A 20,740-nucleotide genomic window follows, 5' to 3' on the forward strand; every position below is an offset into this window, starting at 1 on the left:
ATAGAAAATATTAGAATCATTCAAAAAGGACAATTAATCGCATCTAAAAAACAAGCATCTACTTTTGAGAACTTTGCTAAACTTATGGCCGCATAATATCCAAAATTCAAGACAAAGGAGAGGACTATACAAAATTAATTACAGATGCGACAAAACCTTAACGATTACATGCATAAATATAATTACAACAGATTCCATTCTAGCATTAAATATCAGAAACCTATGAACCTCTATCTTACACATGTAAAAAATCAATACGCTAAAAGCGGAACAACACGGAAACAAAATTTATAAAACTTTTTCCAGTTTTTTCGGGCCACTATATATAGTCGATAGGAAAAATAGAACACATCCTATTGCAACGGTCTCTTATTGAGTATATGATAGAAGTGGCCTACTTTTTTTGAAAAGCGTATAAAATCCATCCCCCTCCTATTACGTCTTCTTCTTCATAAAAAACAGCAGCTTGACCTGGTGTAACCGCATGTACACCGGTACCAAAAAATACATGCATCTGATCATCTACCTGCTCAATTACAGCAGGGGTTCCAGGATCATTATACCGAACCTTGGTAAGGGTATCCAACTTCTTACCTTTAAGATCTATATATTTAGATAAATTGAGTTGGTGTACGTACATACCATCTCGAAGCAACTGATCAAACGTACCCAACACTATTTGATTCGTCTCCTTGCGTATAGCTGTTACATATACTGGATAGCCTAAAGCAATGTTCAATCCTTTACGCTGACCAATGGTATAAAAAGGATATCCTTCATGATGGCCGACCACGGTACCATCTTCTAAGATAAATGTACCACCTTTAACCCGTTCTTCTAATCCAGGAAGCTGTCGTTTTAAAAATCCACGATAATCATTATCGGGAATAAAGCATATTTCGTATGATTCAGACTTATGAACTAAGTCGGTAAAGCCACGTTCAGCAGCAAATGCGCGAATAAAAGATTTTGTATATCCACCCAATGGAAGTAAAGTCCTACTTAGACTCTCTTGAGAAACCCCCCATAGGGCATATGATTGGTCTTTCTTAGGATCTAATCCCTTAGAAATAATATAACGGCCTTGCGATGCGCGTACTTTTGCATAATGACCAGTTGCTAAGTAATCACAATCTAATGTATTGGCACGTTGTAAAAGGGCATCCCACTTAATATGTGTATTGCACAATACGCATGGATTCGGGGTTCTACCAGCCAAATATTCAGCTTTAAAATGGTCAATTACATAGCTACCAAATGCTTCTCTTATATCTAAAACAATATGAGGGAATCCCAACTCAACGGCTACATTCCTGGCATCATTTATGGAATCTAAACTACAACAGCCAGTCTCTTTTTTTTTACCACCACTACTTGCATAATTCCATGTTTTCATGGTAATGCCTACTACTTCATATCCTTGCTCATGCAACATTACAGCGGCTACAGAACTATCTATGCCACCACTCATAGCCACTAATACACGACCTTTTTTACGCATCTAATCTAGTTAAACTTTAAATCTATTAAAGATATTATATAATTTAAGGCAGAGCAAGGTCGACTATTTAGTAGATTTAAAAGAAGCAATAGAGAATGATCCATAGCCATGTATATATGACTTATAGAAATAGATAAGTATAAAATGGTTCATACAAGGATACGAAACAAATCTCGCCTTTTATATCTAAAAGGCGAGATTATGCCCCAACCGCAATACGTTTGAATGCGGTAACGATTAAAGATGGTGCAACGGTTTGAAGATATTCAGCAACGGTTAATTTAGTATTTTTTACAAATGGCTGAGACAACAGTGTATTCTCTTGAAAAAACTTATGTAATCTGCCTTGTATTATCTTTTCTGCTTTATCATCTTTATGCCCTTCATTTATAACTTGTGCATGGATAATAGCTGACTCTCTTGCTACTATAGCAGGGTCAAGTTGATCTTTATGAAGTGCTACTGGTGCCATGGCAGCTATTTGCATGGCTACATCTTTACCTGCAGCGTGCACTTGTTCACTTTGTGCACCTTCTAATCCCACCAAAACGGCTAAACGGTTGCCAGTATGAATATAGGGAACTGTTGTTTGAGCTGTCAAGGTTTCATAACTAGAAATGGTAATTTTTTCACCAATGGTACCAGTAGATGCCACAATAGCTTCTTGGACCGTTTGATTGCCCAATGATAAGGTTTGTAAAGCTTCTATAGAGGCAGGCCTGCGTGCTACTGCAACTTCTAAAATAGATTTACCCAACTGCAAAAACGATTCGTTTTTAGCTACAAAATCTGTTTCACAATTCAGCACGAATAAAAACGACATTTTATGATCCAAACTTGGAGCAGCAAAAACAGCTCCTTCACTTGCATGATGCATGGCACGATCTGCAAATATTTTTTGCCCTTTTTTTCTAAGAAAATCAATTGCTTGTGTAAAATCACCCTTTGTTTCAATTAAAGCTTTTTTACAATCCATCATTCCTGCACCTGTTTTTTGCCTTAGTGCAGCTACATCCTGCGCGGTAACGACCATATATGTTATAAAATATTCAAATGACGTAATAGTTATGCTTACTTTTCCGGCTGATCCTTAAGGGATACCGTAGGTTTTGTTTCTTTTTTGTTAACTGACTGATCTTTAAGGGGGGCAGTAGCTTGTACTACTTTTGCTTTAGCTGCAGGAGCAGAAAACTTAGACTGGGGGGAACTTTTTTTCTTGATTACCACTCCTTGTACTACTTTTATACCTTTTTCAGGGACTACTTTATTAGCTGAATGACCAACCGCTTCTTCTTGTTGAGAGATAGCTTCTGTTCTTTCTTTTTTATAGGATTCTACGCCTTCTTTAATTGCAGCAGCAAGATAACGCACTACTATATCGACAGAACGGCATGCATCATCATTACCAGGAATGGGGAAATCAACTATATCTGGATTTGTATTGGTATCTACAAGGGCAAAAACTGGAATACCTAATTTTCTCGCTTCCCTAACAGCAATATGCTCTTCCTTGATATCAATTACAAACAATGCAGAGGGTAACCTGGTAACATTCACCAATCCCTGCAATATTCTACTAAGCTTTTTTTGCTCTCGCGCAATGACCAATCTTTCTTTTTTGGCCAAACTTTTGTAAGCAAATGTATGCATATTTTTCTCTATGGTAAGCATACGCCTCAATAACTTTCGGGTATTTAGAAAATTAGTCAGTGTGCCACCAAGCCACCGTTCTGTAACATAGGGCATACCTAAATCTTTTGCAGTCTGCTCTACAAAAGATTTAATCTGCTTTTTAGTAGCGACAAAGAGAATTTTTTTCCCAGCTTGCGCCATTGCATTTAGTTGCAAAGAAGCTTTTTGCATACAGTCTATCGTCTTATTTAAGTCGATAATATGTATGCCATTTTGTTTCATAAAAATAAAGGAAGCCATCTTAGGATGCCATTTTCTAGTCAAATGACCAAAATGGACGCCGGCATCAAGTAGTGCTTTAAATTCTAATTGCATCATTATGGGTAATAACAAATAATAACTGTAGGCTTAACGTTTGGTAAACTGGAATCTCTTTCTGGACTTTTTATGACCATATTTCTTACGCTCCACGACCCTAGCATCCCTAGTTAGAAAACCTTCTTTCTTTAGTATAGGCCTATTGTTTTCTAAGTCTAATTTGCAAAGTGCCCTAGCAAGACCCAAGCGAATGGCTTCAGCTTGGCCACGCATCCCGCCACCAGTAACATTAATCTTCAAATTATACTGGCCTACTATATTTAACTTTTCCAAAGGTTGCTGAACGATTAAGCTAATTTCTTCTACTGGGAAATAATCTGTAAGCGACTTATGATTAATGGTAACAGCACCTGTCCCTTTAATAAGATACACCCTAGCTACGGCGGTCTTTCTTCGACCTACTGCGTTAACTGTTTCCATCCGTTAATGATTAATATTTTAGAGTAATCGCGGTTGGTTGCTGAGCCGCATAGGGATGAATAGATGATGCACAAACATGTAAATTGTGCAGTAACTTTCTTCCTAATCTATTTTTAGGCAGCATTCCTTTTACCGCATGTTCTATTATACGCTTGGGATTCGAAGCTAGAACTTCTTGAGGCGTAGCACGCTTTAATCCACCGGGATAGCCTGAATAAGTAGTATAAATCTTTTTTCTCCATTTATTACCTGATAAAGCTACTTTTTCGGCATTCAAAACAATTACATGATTGCCTCCATCTAAATGGGGAGTAAAATTAGGCTTGTGTTTACCACGAATAAGATAAGCAACTTGGCTAGCCAATCTACCTAACGGCTGAGAGGAAGCATCAACACTAACCCATTGTTTATTGACAGCCTGCTTATTCGCATACTTTGTCTTATAACTAATATAATCCACGCTTTTTAAAGAAAAGTTGAACCAACAAAAAAATTTGAGTACGGTAAGAAAAATAACTAACTAATAGATTCAAATATACCTTTTTATTGTGTAAAACACAAATAGAAGGGCATTGAACCAACCTACAATAGCTCCTGATAAAGGTAGAGTGTACTACTGCACAACCACTTCTATAAAGGAATCCAAAGGTAAGTATTTTTGTGCTAAGTTTCTAACTTCTAACGGGGTTATATTGCGTACATGATGATAAAATGCAGTATAATAATCTTGACCTAAGCCATGTAGATAGGCGCCTTGAAATTTTTCCATGATCGAAAAGGGATCGTTAATCATAGTCAAAAAATGGCCTAATAAGTAATTTTTAACATTTACCAAAGCTTCTTGGGAAACTTGTTCATCCTGTAATATTGCAATTTCTTTATAAATTTCTTGAATGGTTTCTTCTGTGACTGCTTGATCTACCTCTGTGGTAATGGACAGATAACCAGCGTGTAATAACGCAACCATACTGGAATGAATGGAATAAGTATAGCCTTTATCTTCCCGAATATTTTGCACCAACCGAGCACCAAAATAGCCACCTAAAAGGGTATTTACCACCATCATTGGTAAAAAATCTGCTTCCTTTTTAAGCAACAACTTTTTACCGATTACAATAGCAGATTGAAGCTGTTTTCCATCCACTATATGGACTTTTTCAGGAAGATGATCAGATGGGACGGAGACTACTTGTAAGCTTTTTTGATAGGGTAAACAGGCTAAGGACTGTTTAATAGACGCTAAGGCTGATGGCGTAACTTGTCCACTGACAAAAGCAGTACAATCCGAAAAAAAGAGCTGTTTATAATGGTGGTGTAAATCTGCCGGTTGAATTTGATCTACATCTTGTAAAGTTAGATGTCTACCATAGGGATGTGTTGCTGTGAAAAGTGCGGTACAAAATCGCTTATAAGCTACCTGATGGTTCTTTTTATCAGCTATTTGAATGGCTTGTACTTTAAGCTGCTTTAACCGTTGGAGTGATTTTTCAGGAAAACTAGGGGTTAATAGAATCTCTACCAATAAGTCTAACAGCGGACTAAGATGCTTAACAAGTGTAGAAAGCGAGAGGATACAAAAATCTTTCTGTACACGCGTAGCAATGGTTGCACCATAATAATCAATTATATGGGCAATGTCTTGGCTGCTTTTCGTTGTGGTTCCCTCTAATAACATAGCCGTTGTAAAATAGGCAGCACCGGGTTGTAATGCATAGCAACTACCAGATTTAAAAATCAGCTCTAACTCTATAATGGGTTGACTACCCATGTTTAAGACATAGAGGGGAACTTTATTTTGAAGTAAGTGGCTTTCTGGCCATGGAAAACAGATAGGATCAATTTCTTTAAACGGTGGTGGAATGGTTCTATCGAGCATAAAAAATAGACTTAAAATTTATTACATTCAGAATGGGAAACGCACATAAAAGGTAGTTGTTTTCTAGGCAACTTATTGGACTACAAACAAAAGTACAAAATCAATGCGATGAAACGATATAAGCTTATACTTTATATACTATGAAAGCATTTATAGCCGGATTATTGGATTTGCTTTTTCCTGCCATATGTGTAGGATGCAATGATAGACTTGTAGAAGGAGAAACTTTGATCTGTACGGTTTGTTTTAACGGATTTCCAGAAACAGATTCCCATACATTAATAGATAATATTGCGAGAAATCATTTTGTAGGTAAAGCGTCGATAACCTATGGATTTACACTCTACATACTAAGAAAGAAAAGTCATCTTGAGCAAGCACTCTTTGCGATGAAGTATAAAAATCAACCGAAAATTGGCTATATATTAGGACAACGTTATGGTAATATCTTAGATGAAGCGCCTATGATGGAGAGTATCGATGCTATTATAGCAGTTCCATTACATCCCAAAAGATTTAAAGAACGAGGCTACAACCAAAGTGATTTTTTTGCTAAAGGGCTTTCTGATGCATTACACATACCTTTATATGAAGGATGCATAGAACGAACACGTTATACAGCATCCCAAACAACCAAAAACAAAAGTGAACGCATCACTAATCTTCAAGCTGCCTTTAAAGTAAGGCAACCGGATCTACTAACAGACAAACACATTCTATTAGTAGACGACATTCTCACTACAGGGGCTACATTAGCCTCTTGCACGAATACACTTTTAGCAGCAGGTGTGGGACAAGTAAGTATTGCAACCATAGCAATAGTAGAAGAATCTGTCGCGTCTGTCTAGAGGTTTCTTTTAAGCCTTATTTTTTTGTACTGTTAACGAAATAAATAACAATTTTTTATACTTTTATGATAAAAAACGTCGTTAAAATTATCTACTTTTTAGTAGATCCAACAAAGGCGACATATCGCAAAATCAACTACAAACGCAACAGAACGAATAAACTTAGGGTATAAGCCTTTATGCTTGACCAGAAACTGTTTTAGCAACTACCTCCTGTACAACAGGAGTAGTTTTTTTCTTTTTTCTACGCCGAGGCATCTTAACGACTTTGGCTTCTTTTGTATAGATATCATTATAATCTACTAATTCAATCATACACATAGCAGCATTATCTCCAGCACGATTGGCCAACTTAATGATGCGTGTATAACCACCTGGACGTTGTTCAATTTTCTCAGCAATATGATTAAAGAGTTCTTTTACGGGAACTTTATCTTGAAAATGAGAAAAAACCATTCTTCTAGCATGCGTAGTATCTTGCTTTGCTCTAGTAAGAATAGGCTCAATAAATGAACGCAAGACTTTTCCCTTGGCCAAAGTGGTCACAATACGCTTATGCATAATAAGCGATTTGGATAAATTCATAAGCAATGCTTTTCTATGAGCTACAGGTCTACTCAGCCGATTAATTTTATTTCTATGCCTCATTGATTTATACTAATACGTTTTTTACTTAAAATGTACTATAGAATTAACTTTAAATAAAAACTATCCATCTAACTTATACCTAGAAAGATCCATACCAATCTTTAGATGCTTTTCTGCCAAAAGTTGATCAATTTCATCACGTGACTTACGACCAAAGTTTCTAAACTTCATAGTATCAAAATCTTTTACGGTTACAAGATCTTCTAAAGTTTCAATACCTGCTGATTTAAGACAATTTAATACACGAGAAGAACATTGTAGCTCACTAATATGGGTTCTAAGATTTTTTTGCATGGCTACTGTTTCTTCATCTAAGATTTGAACTGTTTCATCCTCTGGTGATTGCACAACAATTTCCTGACCAGATAACAAGTTAAGGTGTTGAATCATTAACTTAGCTGCTTCCCGAACGCTTTCTTCTGGACTTATAGAACCATCTGTTTTTACTTCAAATGTCAATTGCTCATAATCGGTACGTTGCTCCACACGCATATTCTCAACACGATACTGTACACTTATAATAGGAGAAAAGATAGCATCAATAGGAATAAGATCTAAGATTGGTTCTTTAGGTTTATGCTCCTCAGCTGAAAGATAGCCCCTATGCTTCATTATATGAAGTTCTATATCAAAACTGGCTGATGCATCAAGCCTACAAATCAATAAATCTGGATTTAAAACTTCAAAAAAAGAAGTAGCTTGTGCAATATCAGCTGCACGAAACTCAGCTTTATTAACCCGAACAGAAATAATATCATTACCACCTTCTAAAATTTTCTTTAAGCGGACTTGCTTGAGGTTTAAAATCATTTCTACTAGATCTTCTTGTACCCCTTCAATCGTAGAAAATTCGTGACGAACACCAGGAACTTTAATGGAAACAATAGCATACCCTTCTAAAGAAGATAATAATACACGCCTAAGTGTATTACCAATAGTAGTACCATATCCCTTTTCAAGTGGACGAAAACTAAAAATACCATAAAAAGAATCAACTTGCTCCACAAATATTTTCTCTGGCATTTGAAAGGCTAATAAGGACATATAGAATCTTTATTTGATTTAAAAAGGAAACAACAGAAGGACTATTTAGAATGGAGCTCCACAATGCTTCGTTCATTAATTTCTTCTGGTATTTCAGAACGCTGCGGAAAGGCAAGAAACTTACCTACCATCAATGATGCATCCCACTGCAACCAACTATATTTATTAGATGGAGTATTTGCTACATTATGAACAATCAGAGCTATTTTTTCTGCCTTCTTTGCTATACCTATTATTTGGCCAGGCTTCAAAGTATAAGAAGGAATATCTACTATTTTAGTATTTACTGTAATATGCCTATGGGATACCATCTGCCTTGCTTCGCCTCGTGTAGTGGCAATGCCTAGCCTATAAACGGTATTGTCTAAACGGGCCTCTAGCCGCTGAAGGATTAGCTCACCAGTAATGCCTTTACTTTTAGTAGCTTTTTCACAAAGATTTTTAAACTGACGCTGTAACAACCCATAGGTATACTTTGCTTTTTGTTGCTCCATTAACTGAAGCCCAAATTGAGAACGCCTTTTACGTCTTCTACCATGTTGCCCTGGTGGATAATTTTTTTTCTGTAATACCTTACCAACAGATGAACCAAATATCGGACTGTTATATCTTCTTGCAACCTTGGCTTTTGGACCACGATATCTTGCCATACGCTATATTTCTTCTAGTATAAATAGTAAATTGTATCATTTATGGACGCCTACGCTTAGGTGGCCTGCAACCATTGTGCGGAAGAGGCGTAACATCTTTTATAGAAATTACCTCTACAGAATGATCTTGAAGGGCACGAATGGCTGATTCACGTCCAATGCCTGGCCCCTTTACAAATACATTCACCCGGCGTAAACCCAACGCATAAGCAGCTTTTGCACAGTCTGCTGATGCCATTTGGGCAGCATAGGGTGTATTTTTTTTAGATCCCTTAAAGCCCATCTTACCAGAAGAAGACCAAGCAATCACTTGACCAACTTCATTTGTAATTGAAATAATAAGGTTATTAAAAGTAGCTTGGATATGTGCTTGCCCCTCTTTACCAACTTTTACAACTCTTTTTTTAACTTTATTTTTTCCTATATTTTTCATAGTAATGCTCTATAAACTTTCTTTAAAGACAAGAAAGGATGCTACCCAATGACAAATTAGAGTTTACTTGGTAGCTTTCTTTTTATTCGCAATTGTTTTAGGCTTTCCTTTACGTGTCCTAGCATTGGTTTTAGTTCGCTGCCCACGAACGGGCAAACCTATTTGATGTCTATGGCCTCTATAACACTTAATTTCAACCAACCGCTTAATATTCAATCGAATTTCGGATTTTAAGTCGCCTTCTATCTTATATACACCACGAATAGCTGTTCTGATGGCTTTTAACTCATCATCTGTCCAAGTAGAGACACGCCGGTCTTTATCCATTTGAACTGCTTGAAGAATCTTATTTGCAGAACTTCTGCCAATTCCATATATATATGTAAGCGCAATCTCTCCACGCTTGTTATCTGGAATGTCTACACCTAATACCCTAGCCATACTTTATCCTTGTCTTTGTTTAAATTTAGGCTGCTTTTTATTAATCACATATAATACACCCTTCCGACGTACAATTTTGCAATCTACACTTCTTTTTCTAACAGATGTTTTAACTTTCATAACTAGTGTAACTGTTCAGTTGCTTTGTATCTATGTACTATCCTGGCTTGTGTCAAATCATAAGGAGTTAACTCCATTCTAACAGAGTCACCAGGAAGAATTTTAATATAATTTTTACGCATCTTTCCAGAAATATGGGCCCTAACAATATGACCATTTTTAAGCGCAACCTTGAATACTGCATTGGGCAATGCTTCTTGCACTATTCCACCTTGTTCAATAGGAGGTATTTTAGCCATATTATGTTATGTAATCTTATTTTATTTTACTTTGCTTATATAGTTGTATTTATAGTTTTTAATAAAGAGAACCATCATATAATAAACAAGGATTTTTCTGGAACTAATATACTAAATTTATAGCAAATAGCTTTAAAAATATGGAAACTTTATTAAAAACTTACTACTGCAGCCTAGCACCTTTGTTAATAATTACTTCATATCGACGCATTAACAAATAGCTTTCAACTTGCTGAAGGGTTTCAAGCATCGAACTGACCATAATCAATAAAGAAGTGCCCCCAAAGAATCTATAAAAAGGGAAACTTAATCCAACTATACGGCCAAAAGCAGGCAAAATAGCAATAATTGCCAAGAAAATAGCACCTGGCAAGGTAATTCTGTCTAATATACCATCTAAAAAGCGAGCCGTTGCATTGCCAGAGGTGACACCAGGAATAAAGCTATTGGCACGCTTCATATCTTCTGCTATTTGCACAGGATTGACTGTAATAGCGGTATAAAAAAAGGTAAAAACAATAACCAAAAAAGCAAATAAAAAATTAAATAGCCAACTGGTATCATCGCGCAACATACCACTAATGAGATCGAACCAAGCAAATTTATCTTTCCAAAAACCTAAAAGACATGAAATGCAAAAAATCAAAAGGTTCGCAAAGATAATAGGCATTACACCTGCACTATTTAACTTAAATGGTATATATTGACGCTGTCCTCCATATATGGTACTGGTGCTCAATTGCCTCGCATATTGAATAGGAACCCTACGTGTAGCTTGTGTAAAAGCAACTAACGCAAGCACAATTAAAAACAATACGAATAACTCTAATACAAATAGAAATATACCCTTACTGCCACGGTATAGCGCTTCTTGGTATAAAGCAGCAGGAAAAGAGGAGACAATACCGACCATCATTAACATGGTTACACCATTACCAATCCCTTTATCGGTAATCTTTTCCCCTAGCCACATACAAAATATGGCACCTGCGGTTAAAATAACAATAGAAATAAAGATGAAAAAGGTACGATTTATAGAAACGTTTCCACTACCTGTAGCAATGAATAAATATTGAAAAGACTGAAAAATAGCAATAAAAATTGTAAGAATACGAGAAATTTGTGCAACTTTACGCCTCCCCATTTCTCCATCACGTTGTATCTTTTGAATTTTTGGCCAGGCAATGGACAAAAGTTGCATAATAATAGAGGCGGAGATATAAGGGGTAACGCCTACTGAAAAAATGGAAACTTGGCTAAGTGAACCACCTAAAAAACTATCGAGTAAACCAAAAACGCGCTTTGCATGACCAGAGATTTGGGTTACATCTATACCAGGCAAAACAATGATACTACCTATACGGAAAAGCAATAGAAAGAATAATGTATTTCTTATACGAATGCGTAGTTCTTTTATTAAAAATACATCCTTAATAATTTTAAATAACTTACTCATATGTTGGCAACATAATAACTTCTCCACCAAGATTTTGAATGGCTTGTAAAGCAGTAGCTGAGCAACGATGTGCAGCAACTGAAAGTTTAAGGTTTAACTCGCCATTTCCTAATATTTTATATTTTTCATACTTACCGATTACATTATGCTTTCTCAAGAAAATATGATCTATAGAAGAAACATGATGCTTCTCTGCCAATGCTTGCAAAGTAGAAAGATTTAAAGGTGTGAAGTGGATTCTACTCGGACATTTAAATCCATACATAGGAATACGTCTCTGGAGTGGTTGTTGACCACCTTCAAAACCAATTTTTCTTTTATAACCAGATCTAGATTGTGCACCATTATAGCCACGTGTAGCAGTTCCACCTTTACCGGAACCTTGCCCTCTACCTACGCGCTTTTTACGCTTTAAAGCACTATTGGCTGGTTTAAGTGTAATGTAATTCATATAGTCTATTATATCTTTTCTGTACGACTAAGTGGCTGATTTACGTGCCATACCGCATTTTTGAGGAGTAGTTCACAAACAGTTTATTAATCGCTATCCAAGTGTTGAATGGTCGCTTTTGAGATTTTAGGCGCTTGATTAAACTTCGCACTGGTAATTTTTAATTTGTTTCATAAGATTTTTATCCTTAAAAAGTTATCTAAAGTGTTCACGCTGCTTGCAATAGTTTATGGGATCAGCATTGCAAAAATGCTTTAAAAGTTGCTTTGACTACATTGTGCGGATTAGAAGAACCTTGGGACTTAGACAAAACGTTTTTAATACCTACGCTTTCTAAGACGATACGGACACCGCCACCTGCAATTACACCAGTACCAGAAGCTGCTGGTTGAATCAAAACATTGCCACCACCATATTTGCCCACTGAACTATGTGGGATGGTATCACGTAAAATAGGGACTTTGATTAGATTGCGCTTGGCTGCTTCTACACCTTTAGCAATGGCATCTGTTAACTCTTTTGCTTTGCCAAGGCCATATCCTACAACACCATCGCCATTTCCAACTACTACAACTGCAGAAGAACTAAATCTGCGGCCACCTTCTACTACTTTGGTAACGCGCTTAATGGCTACTACTTTTTCTTCAAGATTATAATTACTGGCTCTGAGTTTTCTACCACTTAATATCATTTTTAACTAAAATTTAAGACCGTTTGCTCGAGCACCTTCAGCCAATGCTTTAACTTTACCATGATAAGTATACCCAGAACGATCAAAGACAATATGGGTAATACCTTTAGCCAACGCTTGTTGCGCAATTGCTTTTCCTAATGCTAATGCTCCAGGAACGTTATTTTTACTAACTTTTAACTTATACAACGAAGAAGAGAGTAGCGTTTCTCCTGTTTCATCATTAATAAGCTGGGCATATATACAAGTATTGCTCTTGAAAAGCGAAAGACGTGGCTGAGCTAAGGTTCCATACAAACGCTTTCTAATGCTTCTCCTAACTTTAAGTCTTCTTGCTACTTTGTTATCCTTTATTTTCATTTTTTTGGAATATAAAATAGGCCAACATATAAAAATACAAATGCTACTTTTTAGTAGACTTTCCAACCTTACGCCGCACTACCTCACCTAAACGCCTGACACCTTTGCCTTTATAAGGCTCAACTTTTCTTAAAGAACGAATTTTTGCAGCTACTTGACCCAAAAGCTGCTTATCTACACATTCTAAATGGACCAATGGATTTTTCCCTTTAGGCAATTCAGCTGTAGCCATTACTTCCTCTGGCAAAACCAAAGCAATATCATGAGAATAACCTAAACTTAATTCTAAGAGGCTACCTTGGACATTGGCTTTGTAACCAACGCCTACCAACTCTAAGGTACACTTAAAGCCAACGCTAACTCCTACCACCATATTATAAATCAATGCTCTATAAAGACCATAAAGGGCTTTAGATTTTTTAGGATCAACGGGTATCAGCTTAACCAACCCTTCGGAAATTTCAACCATAATGGTTGAATCAATTTGCTGTTGGAGTAGACCTTTAGGACCTTTAACCTGTATGATTCCACCATCTAGGGCAGATACGGTAACACCTGGCGGTACATTAATGGGCTGCTTCCCTATTCTTGACATTTTTCCTAATTTTAGTAAACATAACAAAGTACTTCACCACCAACATGAACTTTACGGGCTTCTTTATCAGTCATAATACCCTTAGAGGTGGACAATATAGCTATTCCCAATCCATTAATGACAGTAGGCATAGCAGCAGCAGTAGAATATTTACGCAACCCTGGCTTACTCACGCGTTTTAAATGTACAATAGCAGATTGCTTTGTAAAAGCATCATATTTGAGGGCAATTTTGATAAATGACTGAACACTATCTGGCTTAGAGACGAGCTTATACCCTCGTATATATCCTTTTTCTTGCAAGACTTCTGTAAGCTTTGTTTTTGTTTTTGAAGCGGGAATTTCCACTACCCTATGCTTGGCACTAATGGCGTTTCTAATTCTAGTAAGATAATCAGCTATTGGATCTGTAGTCATGGTGATTATATATTAACAAATAATAAAAACAGGTATATAGACTTATAGGTTAGCTGACTACCAACTTGCTTTCCGTATACCTGGCAACTTCCCTTCTAAAGCCCATTTTCTAAAGACTAGCCGGGAAATACCAAATCTTCTGATATATCCACGGGCTCTACCGGTTATACTACACCTATTACGCAATCTAACTGGGGAGCTATTTTTGGGAAGTTTATCGAGTGCCATATAGTTACCTTGCTCTTTTAATGCAGCTCTTTTAGCCGCATATTTGGCTACCAAATGTCTTCTTTTTTTATCTCTTGCTTTGACTGATTCTTTTGCCATAACCTTTTAATTTAATCTTGCACCATATTAAAGGGCATTCCTAAGGCTTTTAAAAGTTGAAATGCGGTTTCATTGTTTTGAGCAGTTGTAACAAAAGTTATGTTCATACCGTTGATCTTGATTACTTTATCAATACTAATCTCTGGAAATATGATTTGTTCTTGAATGCCTACATTGTAGTTACCTTTTCCATCAAATCCGTTAGCCTTCAATCCCCAAAAATTTCTAATCCTAGGGAGTGCAATGGATATAAAACGATCAAGAAATTCATACATAAGCCTGCCGCGTAAAGTAACTTTTACACCAATAGGCATACCTTCTCTAAGCTTGAAATTAGAAACTGATTTTTTAGCACGGGTAGCCACGGCACACTGCCCAGCAATAGCAGTTAATTCTTCCAACCCAAGCTGAATTAATTTTTTATTGGATGCACCATCACCTAATCCTTGATTGATACATATTTTATGTAACCTGGGGACTTGCATAACCGATTTGTATCCGAATAAATCTTTAAGCGAAGGAATAACTTCGGCAAAATATTTTTCTTGTAATCTAGGCTTAACCATTTTTTATAAAATTTCCTGTTTTTTTAGCATACCGCTGGAGCTTGCCGGCTTCATTATACTTTCTTCCTACACGAGTAGCAGATCCGCTTACTGCATCTATTAACATCAGATTACTAATATGAATAGAAGATGGTAGCCTTTGGATGGTTCCTTTAGGATGCTCAGTAGAAGGCTTTAAATGCCTAACTACTATATTCATACCTTCAACAACAGCTCGATATTTTTTAGGGAATACCTTTAAAACAGTTCCTTGTTCGTTTCTGTGTTTGCCAGTCAAAATTTTTACACGGTCTCCTGTTCGAATGTGAATCTTAAAACTTTTTTTTATTGTTTTCTTCATGCTTTATAGTACTTCGTCAGCTAAAGAGGCTATTTTCATAAATTTATTATCTCGAACTTCTCGAGCTACTGGCCCAAAAACACCGGTTCCTTTGGGCTCATTGTTGTTTTCAATTAAAACAATAGCATTGTCCTCAAAGCGAATGTAAGAACCATCTTTACGCCTTACTTCTTTTCGAGTACGAACCACAACGGCTTTGGAAATAGTGCCTTTTTTAAGGCTACTAGAAGGATTAGCTGTTTTTACGGTTACTACAATTTTATCACCAACTTGGGCATAACGCTTACGGGTTCCACCCAAAACGCGAATGCAAAGGGCTGTTTTTGCACCACTGTTATCAGCTACTTTTAATATCGATTCCTGTTGTATCATTTTTACTTAGCTCTTTCTATGATTTCAACCAATCTCCATCTCTTTTTTTTACTTAAAGGACGGGTTTCCATAATTTTTACCAGATCACCAATACTACAGCTGTTTTCTTCATCATGTGCCATAAATTTGGTGGATGTTTTTACAAACTTACCATATACGGGGTGTATAGCTTTTGTATCTGTTACAACGGTTATGGTCTTATGGGCTTTATTGCTGGTAACCCTTCCTACCTTTTCTTTTCTTCTATTTCTCAGCATAGTGGTTACAATTCTGATGGTTGCTTCGACAACTGTTCTGAGCTGTTTTTAGCCTTGCAATAGATTTTCTTGCCGCTCTTATTTTCATTGGATGCTCAATTGGAGAAACCGAATGGGCAAGCCTCAATTTAAGTAAATAATCTAAAGCTTCTTTTAATTTATCATTTTGCTCTTTAGAAGAAAGCAACTGAATTTCTTTGTACTTCATTTTAAAAACTTATTACTTATTAAATAGTTTGTTAAAGTAATAGGTTAACCATAGGCAAAAAGCTTTTCAATAACTGGAACCTACCCTACTGCACATAGTCTCTACGGACTACAAAGTGCGCTTTGATGGGTAATTTATGCATGGCAAGACGCATGGCACGCTCTGCAACTTCTTTAGCTACACCATCTAACTCAAAGAGAATTCTACCAGGCTTCACAACAGCTACAAAAGAATCCGGGGCACCTTTACCTTTACCCATCCTTACTTCAGCTGGTTTTTTAGTTAAGGACTTATCTGGAAAGATTCTATTCCAAACTTGCCCCTGCCGTTTCATTTCTCTTGTAATGGCAATACGCATGGCCTCAATTTGCCTAGCAGTAATATATGAGGGTTCTAATGCCTTCAGCCCAAAGGTACCAAATTCTAATGAATTTCCCTTCATTGATAAGCCTTTTATTCTTCCTTTCTGCGTTTTTCTGTAACGTACTCGTTTTGGTTGTAACATCTTTATTATGGAATGCAAAAATTAATATGGCTGTAATGCAGTGCTTAACTACTTCCGCTCCTTGGAAGAAAGAAAGCCTTTCTCGCCTACCTTAGGAGGCTTACCGACTGAACGTTGGAGATGATTCACTGCAACATCCCCCTTAGAAATCCAAACTTTAATACCTATTCTTCCATAAATAGTATGGGCTTCGACCGCTGTATAGTCTATATCATTACGAAGGGTATGGAGTGGAACAGATCCCTCTTTAAACTCATCTGACCTAGCCATTTCAGCACCATCCAACCTACCCGAAACCTTAATTTTAACACCTTGTGCACCAGAACGGATCACAGCAGCTATAGCTTGCTTTACTACACGCTTATAAGGCATACGACCTCTAATCTGTTGGGCAATTTGCAAAGCAACCAACTTAGCTTCCAGATCTGGTTTTTTTATCTCAACAATATTAAGTTCAACTTCCTTGCTGGTTAGCTTTTTCAACTCTTCTTTTACCTTATCAACTTCTGCACCGGACTTCCCAATAACAATACCTGGGCGAGCAGTTCGAATGGTAATGGTAATTTTTTTACCGGCACGTTCTATAAGTATTCTAGCAACACTAGCTTTGGCTATTCGGGCATCTAGATAGGTACGTATTTTTTCGTCCTCCATTAATTTTTCTACATAGGAGGATTTTGATGCAAACCAACTAGAATCTGGCTTACGAATGAACCCAACTCTAAAACCGACGGGATTAACTTTTTGACCCATTATAGTATTATTAATGTGGTTAGATTGTTGTACTTGAAACAGTCTGATGCGGGAGAGAAACAGAATTTTGTAAAGTATCTACCACCATAACAACATGACTAGATCGTTTTCTAATTCTGTGCGCTACACCCCTTGGTGCGGGCATAATTCTTTTTAACATACCGGCTCTATCTACCGTTATTTTCTTCACAAAAATTGCGCCATCTTCAAAGGAAGCTGCATGATTATTTTGCCAATTTGAAATAGCAGAAAGCAACAGTTTTCTCAACTGAAGCGCAGCTTGTTGTGGCTTACTTTGTAAAATAGCTAATGCAGCAGCCACGCTTTTTCCCCTAATAAGTGTTGCTAAGCGCCCAACCTTACGTTCAGATATAGAGAGCTTTCTTAATTTTGCTATTGCCTCCATAGTTTAAATTATCTTTTTTTAGAGGTATGTCCTTTAAAAGTTCTTGTTAAGGCAAATTCACCAACTTTATGGCTTACCATTGACTCTGTAATAAAAACAGGAATAAATTTATGACCATTGTGTACTGCAAGGGTATGGCCTACAAAATCCGGGGTAATAGTTGACCGCCTAGACCAGGTTTTAACCACTGTTTTTTTACCGGACGCATTGAGCATATCTATCTTACATTGTAGATGATGCGCCACATAAGGTCCCTTTTTTATAGATCTACCCATTATTTTTTCTTTTTACTAATGATCAGTCTAGTAGAATATTTACTGCGATTGCGTGTTTTTTTACCTTTTGTATATAATCCCTTAAAAGATCTAGGATGTCCCCCAGAAGCTTTTCCTTCACCACCACCCATTGGATGATCTACAGGGTTCATTACAACGGCGCGCACACGAGGTCTTTTACCCATCCAGCGACTTCTACCTGCTTTGGCAATGGTAACATTACCATGCTCGCTATTGGAAACCGCTCCAATAGTAGCCATACAATGGTCTAATACCAATCGCCTTTCACCAGAAGGCAACTTAATAGTCACATACTTACCACTTTTAGAAAGCAACTGTGCATATGCGCCTGCACTTCTTGCCAATGCGGCACCACGTCCAGGAGCTAGTTCAATATTATGAATAATCGTTCCCAACGGAATATTTTTCATTTCCATAGCATTACCTAGCTCTATTGGTGCATTTGATCCTGCTACAACTTTAGCACCTACTTTAAGTCCTTCTGGTGCTATAATATAGCTTTTTTCACCATCTACATAATGGAGTAGGGCTATGTATGCAGTACGCATAGGATCATACTGAATAGAATGGACAAATGCAGGGACAGTTATTTTTTTCCTTTTAAAATCAATAAGACGGGCACGCCGCTTATGTCCACCGCCTCTATGGGGAACGGTAATCCTACCACGATTATTTCGACCGGCTGTACGTTTGGTTTTTACTAAGAGTGACTTCTCTGGTTTACCGGCAGTAATAACCGTAGAGAAGTCTGGCGCTATTCTAAAACGCTGACCAGGCGTGGTGGGGTTAAGTTTTTTTAATGGCATAACTAGATTCAACTAACAGCTATAAAATTCAATGCAAAAGGCTAGAAATTGCCATAAAAATCTATGACATCTCCTGCCTTAAGTGTTACAAGTACTTTCTTATAGGAAGACCGTTTTCCTTTTATTACACACGACTTAGTATGGCGCGTTATTGGTTTACCTGCATAACGCATAGTATTAATTTTATGGACGGTAACACCATAAAAGCGTTCAATTTCTTTTTGTATTTGGTGCTTATCGGCACGATCATCTACGATTAAACCATATATGCCACGCTTATTAAGTGCTGACATTTTTTCTGTTACCAAAGGCTTCTTTAGGACACTCATCTGTTATTGTGTTAACTTTTCTACTATAGGCATTATAGCTGTTTCCATAATTAACAATTTTTTGGCATGCAAAAGATCATAGGTATTGACGTGATCAACACAAAGTACTTTGGCTTGCTTTATATTCTTACTAGATAGTACAATATTTTTATCTACACTAGGTATAATCAATAATGTTTTTTGATCTAGAAAAGACAAATTTTGAAGCATACCTAAATAATTTTTTGTTTTTGGCGCTTCAAAAGAAAAGGACTCTAAAATAGAGATATGGTTTGCCTTAGCCTTATAGGTGAAGGCAGACTTTCTGGCTATTTTTTTTACCTTACGGTTTAATTTAAAACTATAATCTCTTGGCCTTGGACCAAAAATACGCCCCCCTCCTCTGAACAAAGGAGACTTAATATCACCTGCCCTAGCCGCTCCAGTGCCCTTTTGTCTTTTAATTTTTCTTCTAGAACCACTTACTGCATTGCGCTCCTTTGATTGGTGGGTACCTTGACGCCTACCGGCCAAAATAGCCTTTACATCCAAATAAATGGCATGATCATTAGGCTCAACACCAAACACTTCCTTTGGCAATTGAACAGAACGGCCTACTTCTTCCCCTGTATATTTTAATACTGATAGGTTCATTTTATTTCTCCAAAATTACGTAACCATTATTTGCACCAGGGACTGCTCCATGGAGTACAATTAGATTTTTCTCTGGCAAAACTTTTATCACCTGAAGGTTGGCCACCTTCACTCTGTTGCCACCTGTTCTTCCAGCCATACGCATTCCTTTGAATACACGGGAGGGAAAAGAAGCTGCCCCAACAGAACCAGCTGCCCTTTCTCGATTGTGCTGACCATGAGAACGGCTACCAACGCCACTAAAGCCATGGCGCTTTACAACACCTTGAAAGCCTTTTCCCTTGGAGGTACCGACTACATCTATAAATTGACCTTCGATAAAAACATCTTCTATGCGAATTACTTGACCCAATGCAATTTGCTGCCATACCGCATCATCATCACATCTAAACTCCACTTGCTTGCGCTTAGGTGTAGTAGAGGCTTTAGCAAAATGACCTATAAGAGACTTAGTAGTATTTTTTTCTTTTTTATCGCTATAAGACAACTGAACAGCCTGATATCCATCTATAGACTTTGTTCTAAGCTGTGTCACTACACAGGGGCCACCTTGAATGATGGTACATGCTTTTTTATGACCCTTACCATCATAAAGAGTGGTCATTCCAATTTTTTTTCCTATGATTCCAATCATAAACTTAAATACTAACCATATCCACTTAATCGCTTTAATCGCTTTAAAACCAGCCAAAAAAAACCAGAGAAGGATATAATAGCGAAAGAACAAATTTAAACAAAAATTA

General features: G+C 37.0%; 34 protein-coding genes and 1 pseudogene. 2 read left to right on the forward strand and 33 right to left on the reverse strand.

Annotation, left to right across the window (positions count from 1 at the left end; translation table 11 throughout):
* Positions 1-96, forward strand: a pseudogene (locus ACRRVD_RS02350) (IS6 family transposase); the annotation flags it as partial.
* 298 nt (positions 97-394) lie between these two features.
* On the opposite strand, the gene mnmA reads toward ACRRVD_RS02350, so the two are convergent.
* The 6 genes from mnmA to ACRRVD_RS02380 form a co-directional block, all read right to left on the reverse strand.
* Positions 395-1,501: a tRNA 2-thiouridine(34) synthase MnmA gene (gene mnmA / locus ACRRVD_RS02355; RefSeq protein WP_432461557.1), complete on the reverse strand. Its 1,107-nt coding sequence runs from the start codon at positions 1,499-1,501 to the stop codon at positions 395-397.
* A 199-nt stretch (positions 1,502-1,700) separates the two neighbouring features.
* Positions 1,701-2,534 (reverse strand): translation elongation factor Ts, encoded by an 834-nt coding sequence (gene tsf, locus ACRRVD_RS02360; RefSeq protein WP_432461558.1) that lies wholly within the window; start codon positions 2,532-2,534, stop codon positions 1,701-1,703.
* Between the two features lie 38 nt (positions 2,535-2,572).
* The gene (gene rpsB / locus ACRRVD_RS02365) at positions 2,573-3,511 is read right to left on the reverse strand and encodes a 30S ribosomal protein S2 (RefSeq protein WP_432461559.1); all 939 of its coding nucleotides are present in this window, start codon (positions 3,509-3,511) and stop codon (positions 2,573-2,575) included.
* Between the two features lie 30 nt (positions 3,512-3,541).
* Positions 3,542-3,931 carry a 30S ribosomal protein S9 gene (gene rpsI, locus ACRRVD_RS02370; RefSeq protein WP_432461560.1) on the reverse strand — a complete coding sequence of 130 codons (390 nt, stop codon included), beginning with the start codon at positions 3,929-3,931 and terminating at the stop codon, positions 3,542-3,544.
* A gap of 10 nt (positions 3,932-3,941) precedes the next feature.
* Positions 3,942-4,391, reverse strand: a complete 450-nt coding sequence (gene rplM / locus ACRRVD_RS02375) for a 50S ribosomal protein L13 (protein ID WP_432461561.1) — start codon at positions 4,389-4,391, stop codon at positions 3,942-3,944.
* A gap of 153 nt (positions 4,392-4,544) precedes the next feature.
* Positions 4,545-5,807 carry a M16 family metallopeptidase gene (locus ACRRVD_RS02380; protein WP_432461562.1) on the reverse strand — a complete coding sequence of 421 codons (1,263 nt, stop codon included), beginning with the start codon at positions 5,805-5,807 and terminating at the stop codon, positions 4,545-4,547.
* A gap of 140 nt (positions 5,808-5,947) precedes the next feature.
* On the opposite strand from ACRRVD_RS02380, the gene ACRRVD_RS02385 reads away from it, so the two are divergent.
* A complete protein-coding gene (locus ACRRVD_RS02385) occupies positions 5,948-6,655 on the forward strand; it encodes a ComF family protein (protein WP_432461563.1) in 708 nt (235 codons plus the stop codon).
* Between the two features lie 177 nt (positions 6,656-6,832).
* On the opposite strand, the gene rplQ is transcribed toward ACRRVD_RS02385, so the two are convergent.
* The 27 genes from rplQ to rplC form a co-directional block, all read right to left on the reverse strand.
* Positions 6,833-7,303, reverse strand: a complete 471-nt coding sequence (rplQ, locus tag ACRRVD_RS02390) for a 50S ribosomal protein L17 (RefSeq protein ID WP_432461564.1) — start codon at positions 7,301-7,303, stop codon at positions 6,833-6,835.
* Positions 7,304-7,363: 60 nt separating this feature from the next.
* Positions 7,364-8,347: a DNA-directed RNA polymerase subunit alpha gene (locus ACRRVD_RS02395; protein WP_432461565.1), complete on the reverse strand. Its 984-nt coding sequence runs from the start codon at positions 8,345-8,347 to the stop codon at positions 7,364-7,366.
* Between the two features lie 41 nt (positions 8,348-8,388).
* Positions 8,389-8,997, reverse strand: a complete 609-nt coding sequence (gene rpsD / locus ACRRVD_RS02400) for a 30S ribosomal protein S4 (protein ID WP_432461566.1) — start codon at positions 8,995-8,997, stop codon at positions 8,389-8,391.
* Between the two features lie 40 nt (positions 8,998-9,037).
* Complete coding sequence (rpsK, locus tag ACRRVD_RS02405; protein ID WP_034576384.1) at positions 9,038-9,430, reverse strand: 30S ribosomal protein S11; 393 nt, start codon at positions 9,428-9,430, stop codon at positions 9,038-9,040.
* Between the two features lie 63 nt (positions 9,431-9,493).
* Complete coding sequence (gene rpsM, locus ACRRVD_RS02410; protein WP_432461567.1) at positions 9,494-9,871, reverse strand: 30S ribosomal protein S13; 378 nt, start codon at positions 9,869-9,871, stop codon at positions 9,494-9,496.
* 3 nt (positions 9,872-9,874) lie between these two features.
* The gene (gene rpmJ / locus ACRRVD_RS02415) at positions 9,875-9,991 is read right to left on the reverse strand and encodes a 50S ribosomal protein L36 (protein WP_014934282.1); all 117 of its coding nucleotides are present in this window, start codon (positions 9,989-9,991) and stop codon (positions 9,875-9,877) included.
* 2 nt (positions 9,992-9,993) lie between these two features.
* Positions 9,994-10,230, reverse strand: a complete 237-nt coding sequence (gene infA, locus ACRRVD_RS02420; RefSeq protein ID WP_014934283.1) for a translation initiation factor IF-1 — start codon at positions 10,228-10,230, stop codon at positions 9,994-9,996.
* A gap of 163 nt (positions 10,231-10,393) precedes the next feature.
* Positions 10,394-11,686: a preprotein translocase subunit SecY gene (gene secY / locus ACRRVD_RS02425; RefSeq protein WP_432461568.1), complete on the reverse strand. Its 1,293-nt coding sequence runs from the start codon at positions 11,684-11,686 to the stop codon at positions 10,394-10,396.
* Positions 11,679-12,137 carry a 50S ribosomal protein L15 gene (gene rplO / locus ACRRVD_RS02430; protein ID WP_432461569.1) on the reverse strand — a complete coding sequence of 153 codons (459 nt, stop codon included), beginning with the start codon at positions 12,135-12,137 and terminating at the stop codon, positions 11,679-11,681. The genes secY and rplO overlap by 8 nt, the downstream gene beginning before the upstream one ends.
* Positions 12,138-12,372: 235 nt before the next feature.
* Positions 12,373-12,828 (reverse strand): 30S ribosomal protein S5, encoded by a 456-nt coding sequence (gene rpsE, locus ACRRVD_RS02435; RefSeq protein ID WP_432461570.1) that lies wholly within the window; start codon positions 12,826-12,828, stop codon positions 12,373-12,375.
* 6 nt (positions 12,829-12,834) lie between these two features.
* Positions 12,835-13,182 (reverse strand): 50S ribosomal protein L18, encoded by a 348-nt coding sequence (rplR, locus tag ACRRVD_RS02440; RefSeq protein ID WP_432461668.1) that lies wholly within the window; start codon positions 13,180-13,182, stop codon positions 12,835-12,837.
* A 49-nt stretch (positions 13,183-13,231) separates the two neighbouring features.
* Positions 13,232-13,783, reverse strand: coding sequence for a 50S ribosomal protein L6 (gene rplF, locus ACRRVD_RS02445; RefSeq protein WP_432461571.1), 552 nt, complete (start codon positions 13,781-13,783; stop codon positions 13,232-13,234).
* Between the two features lie 11 nt (positions 13,784-13,794).
* A complete protein-coding gene (gene rpsH / locus ACRRVD_RS02450) occupies positions 13,795-14,199 on the reverse strand; it encodes a 30S ribosomal protein S8 (protein ID WP_432461572.1) in 405 nt (134 codons plus the stop codon).
* Positions 14,200-14,256: 57 nt separating this feature from the next.
* Positions 14,257-14,526 carry a 30S ribosomal protein S14 gene (rpsN, locus tag ACRRVD_RS02455; RefSeq protein ID WP_432461573.1) on the reverse strand — a complete coding sequence of 90 codons (270 nt, stop codon included), beginning with the start codon at positions 14,524-14,526 and terminating at the stop codon, positions 14,257-14,259.
* An 11-nt stretch (positions 14,527-14,537) separates the two neighbouring features.
* Complete coding sequence (gene rplE, locus ACRRVD_RS02460; protein WP_014934292.1) at positions 14,538-15,092, reverse strand: 50S ribosomal protein L5; 555 nt, start codon at positions 15,090-15,092, stop codon at positions 14,538-14,540.
* Positions 15,085-15,432 (reverse strand): 50S ribosomal protein L24, encoded by a 348-nt coding sequence (rplX, locus tag ACRRVD_RS02465; RefSeq protein WP_432461574.1) that lies wholly within the window; start codon positions 15,430-15,432, stop codon positions 15,085-15,087. The genes rplE and rplX overlap by 8 nt, the downstream gene beginning before the upstream one ends.
* A 3-nt stretch (positions 15,433-15,435) precedes the next feature.
* Entirely contained in the window at positions 15,436-15,804 is a 369-nt protein-coding gene (gene rplN / locus ACRRVD_RS02470) for a 50S ribosomal protein L14 (protein WP_432451071.1), read from the reverse strand.
* Between the two features lie 2 nt (positions 15,805-15,806).
* On the reverse strand, positions 15,807-16,061 hold the full coding sequence (gene rpsQ, locus ACRRVD_RS02475; protein ID WP_432461575.1) for a 30S ribosomal protein S17: 255 nt from the start codon (positions 16,059-16,061) through the stop codon (positions 15,807-15,809).
* Entirely contained in the window at positions 16,048-16,269 is a 222-nt protein-coding gene (gene rpmC, locus ACRRVD_RS02480) for a 50S ribosomal protein L29 (RefSeq protein WP_432461576.1), read from the reverse strand. Before rpmC ends, rpsQ begins: the two co-directional genes overlap by 14 nt.
* Positions 16,270-16,354: 85 nt before the next feature.
* The gene (gene rplP, locus ACRRVD_RS02485) at positions 16,355-16,774 is read right to left on the reverse strand and encodes a 50S ribosomal protein L16 (protein ID WP_432461577.1); all 420 of its coding nucleotides are present in this window, start codon (positions 16,772-16,774) and stop codon (positions 16,355-16,357) included.
* A gap of 48 nt (positions 16,775-16,822) precedes the next feature.
* Entirely contained in the window at positions 16,823-17,527 is a 705-nt protein-coding gene (gene rpsC, locus ACRRVD_RS02490) for a 30S ribosomal protein S3 (protein ID WP_432461578.1), read from the reverse strand.
* A gap of 19 nt (positions 17,528-17,546) precedes the next feature.
* A complete protein-coding gene (gene rplV, locus ACRRVD_RS02495; RefSeq protein ID WP_432461579.1) occupies positions 17,547-17,933 on the reverse strand; it encodes a 50S ribosomal protein L22 in 387 nt (128 codons plus the stop codon).
* Positions 17,934-17,941: 8 nt separating this feature from the next.
* Positions 17,942-18,208 carry a 30S ribosomal protein S19 gene (gene rpsS, locus ACRRVD_RS02500; protein WP_432461580.1) on the reverse strand — a complete coding sequence of 89 codons (267 nt, stop codon included), beginning with the start codon at positions 18,206-18,208 and terminating at the stop codon, positions 17,942-17,944.
* Positions 18,208-19,035, reverse strand: coding sequence for a 50S ribosomal protein L2 (gene rplB, locus ACRRVD_RS02505; protein WP_432461581.1), 828 nt, complete (start codon positions 19,033-19,035; stop codon positions 18,208-18,210). Before rplB ends, rpsS begins: the two co-directional genes overlap by 1 nt.
* A 41-nt stretch (positions 19,036-19,076) precedes the next feature.
* Positions 19,077-19,364, reverse strand: a complete 288-nt coding sequence (gene rplW / locus ACRRVD_RS02510) for a 50S ribosomal protein L23 (protein WP_432461583.1) — start codon at positions 19,362-19,364, stop codon at positions 19,077-19,079.
* A 3-nt stretch (positions 19,365-19,367) separates the two neighbouring features.
* Positions 19,368-19,997, reverse strand: coding sequence for a 50S ribosomal protein L4 (gene rplD, locus ACRRVD_RS02515; RefSeq protein ID WP_432461584.1), 630 nt, complete (start codon positions 19,995-19,997; stop codon positions 19,368-19,370).
* A gap of 1 nt (position 19,998) precedes the next feature.
* On the reverse strand, positions 19,999-20,631 hold the full coding sequence (rplC, locus tag ACRRVD_RS02520; protein WP_432461585.1) for a 50S ribosomal protein L3: 633 nt from the start codon (positions 20,629-20,631) through the stop codon (positions 19,999-20,001).
* Positions 20,632-20,740: the final 109 nt, after the last annotated feature.

This window comes from Candidatus Cardinium hertigii, from assembly GCF_050864915.1.
GTDB classification, from domain to species: Bacteria; Bacteroidota; Bacteroidia; order Cytophagales; family Amoebophilaceae; genus Cardinium; species Cardinium hertigii_D.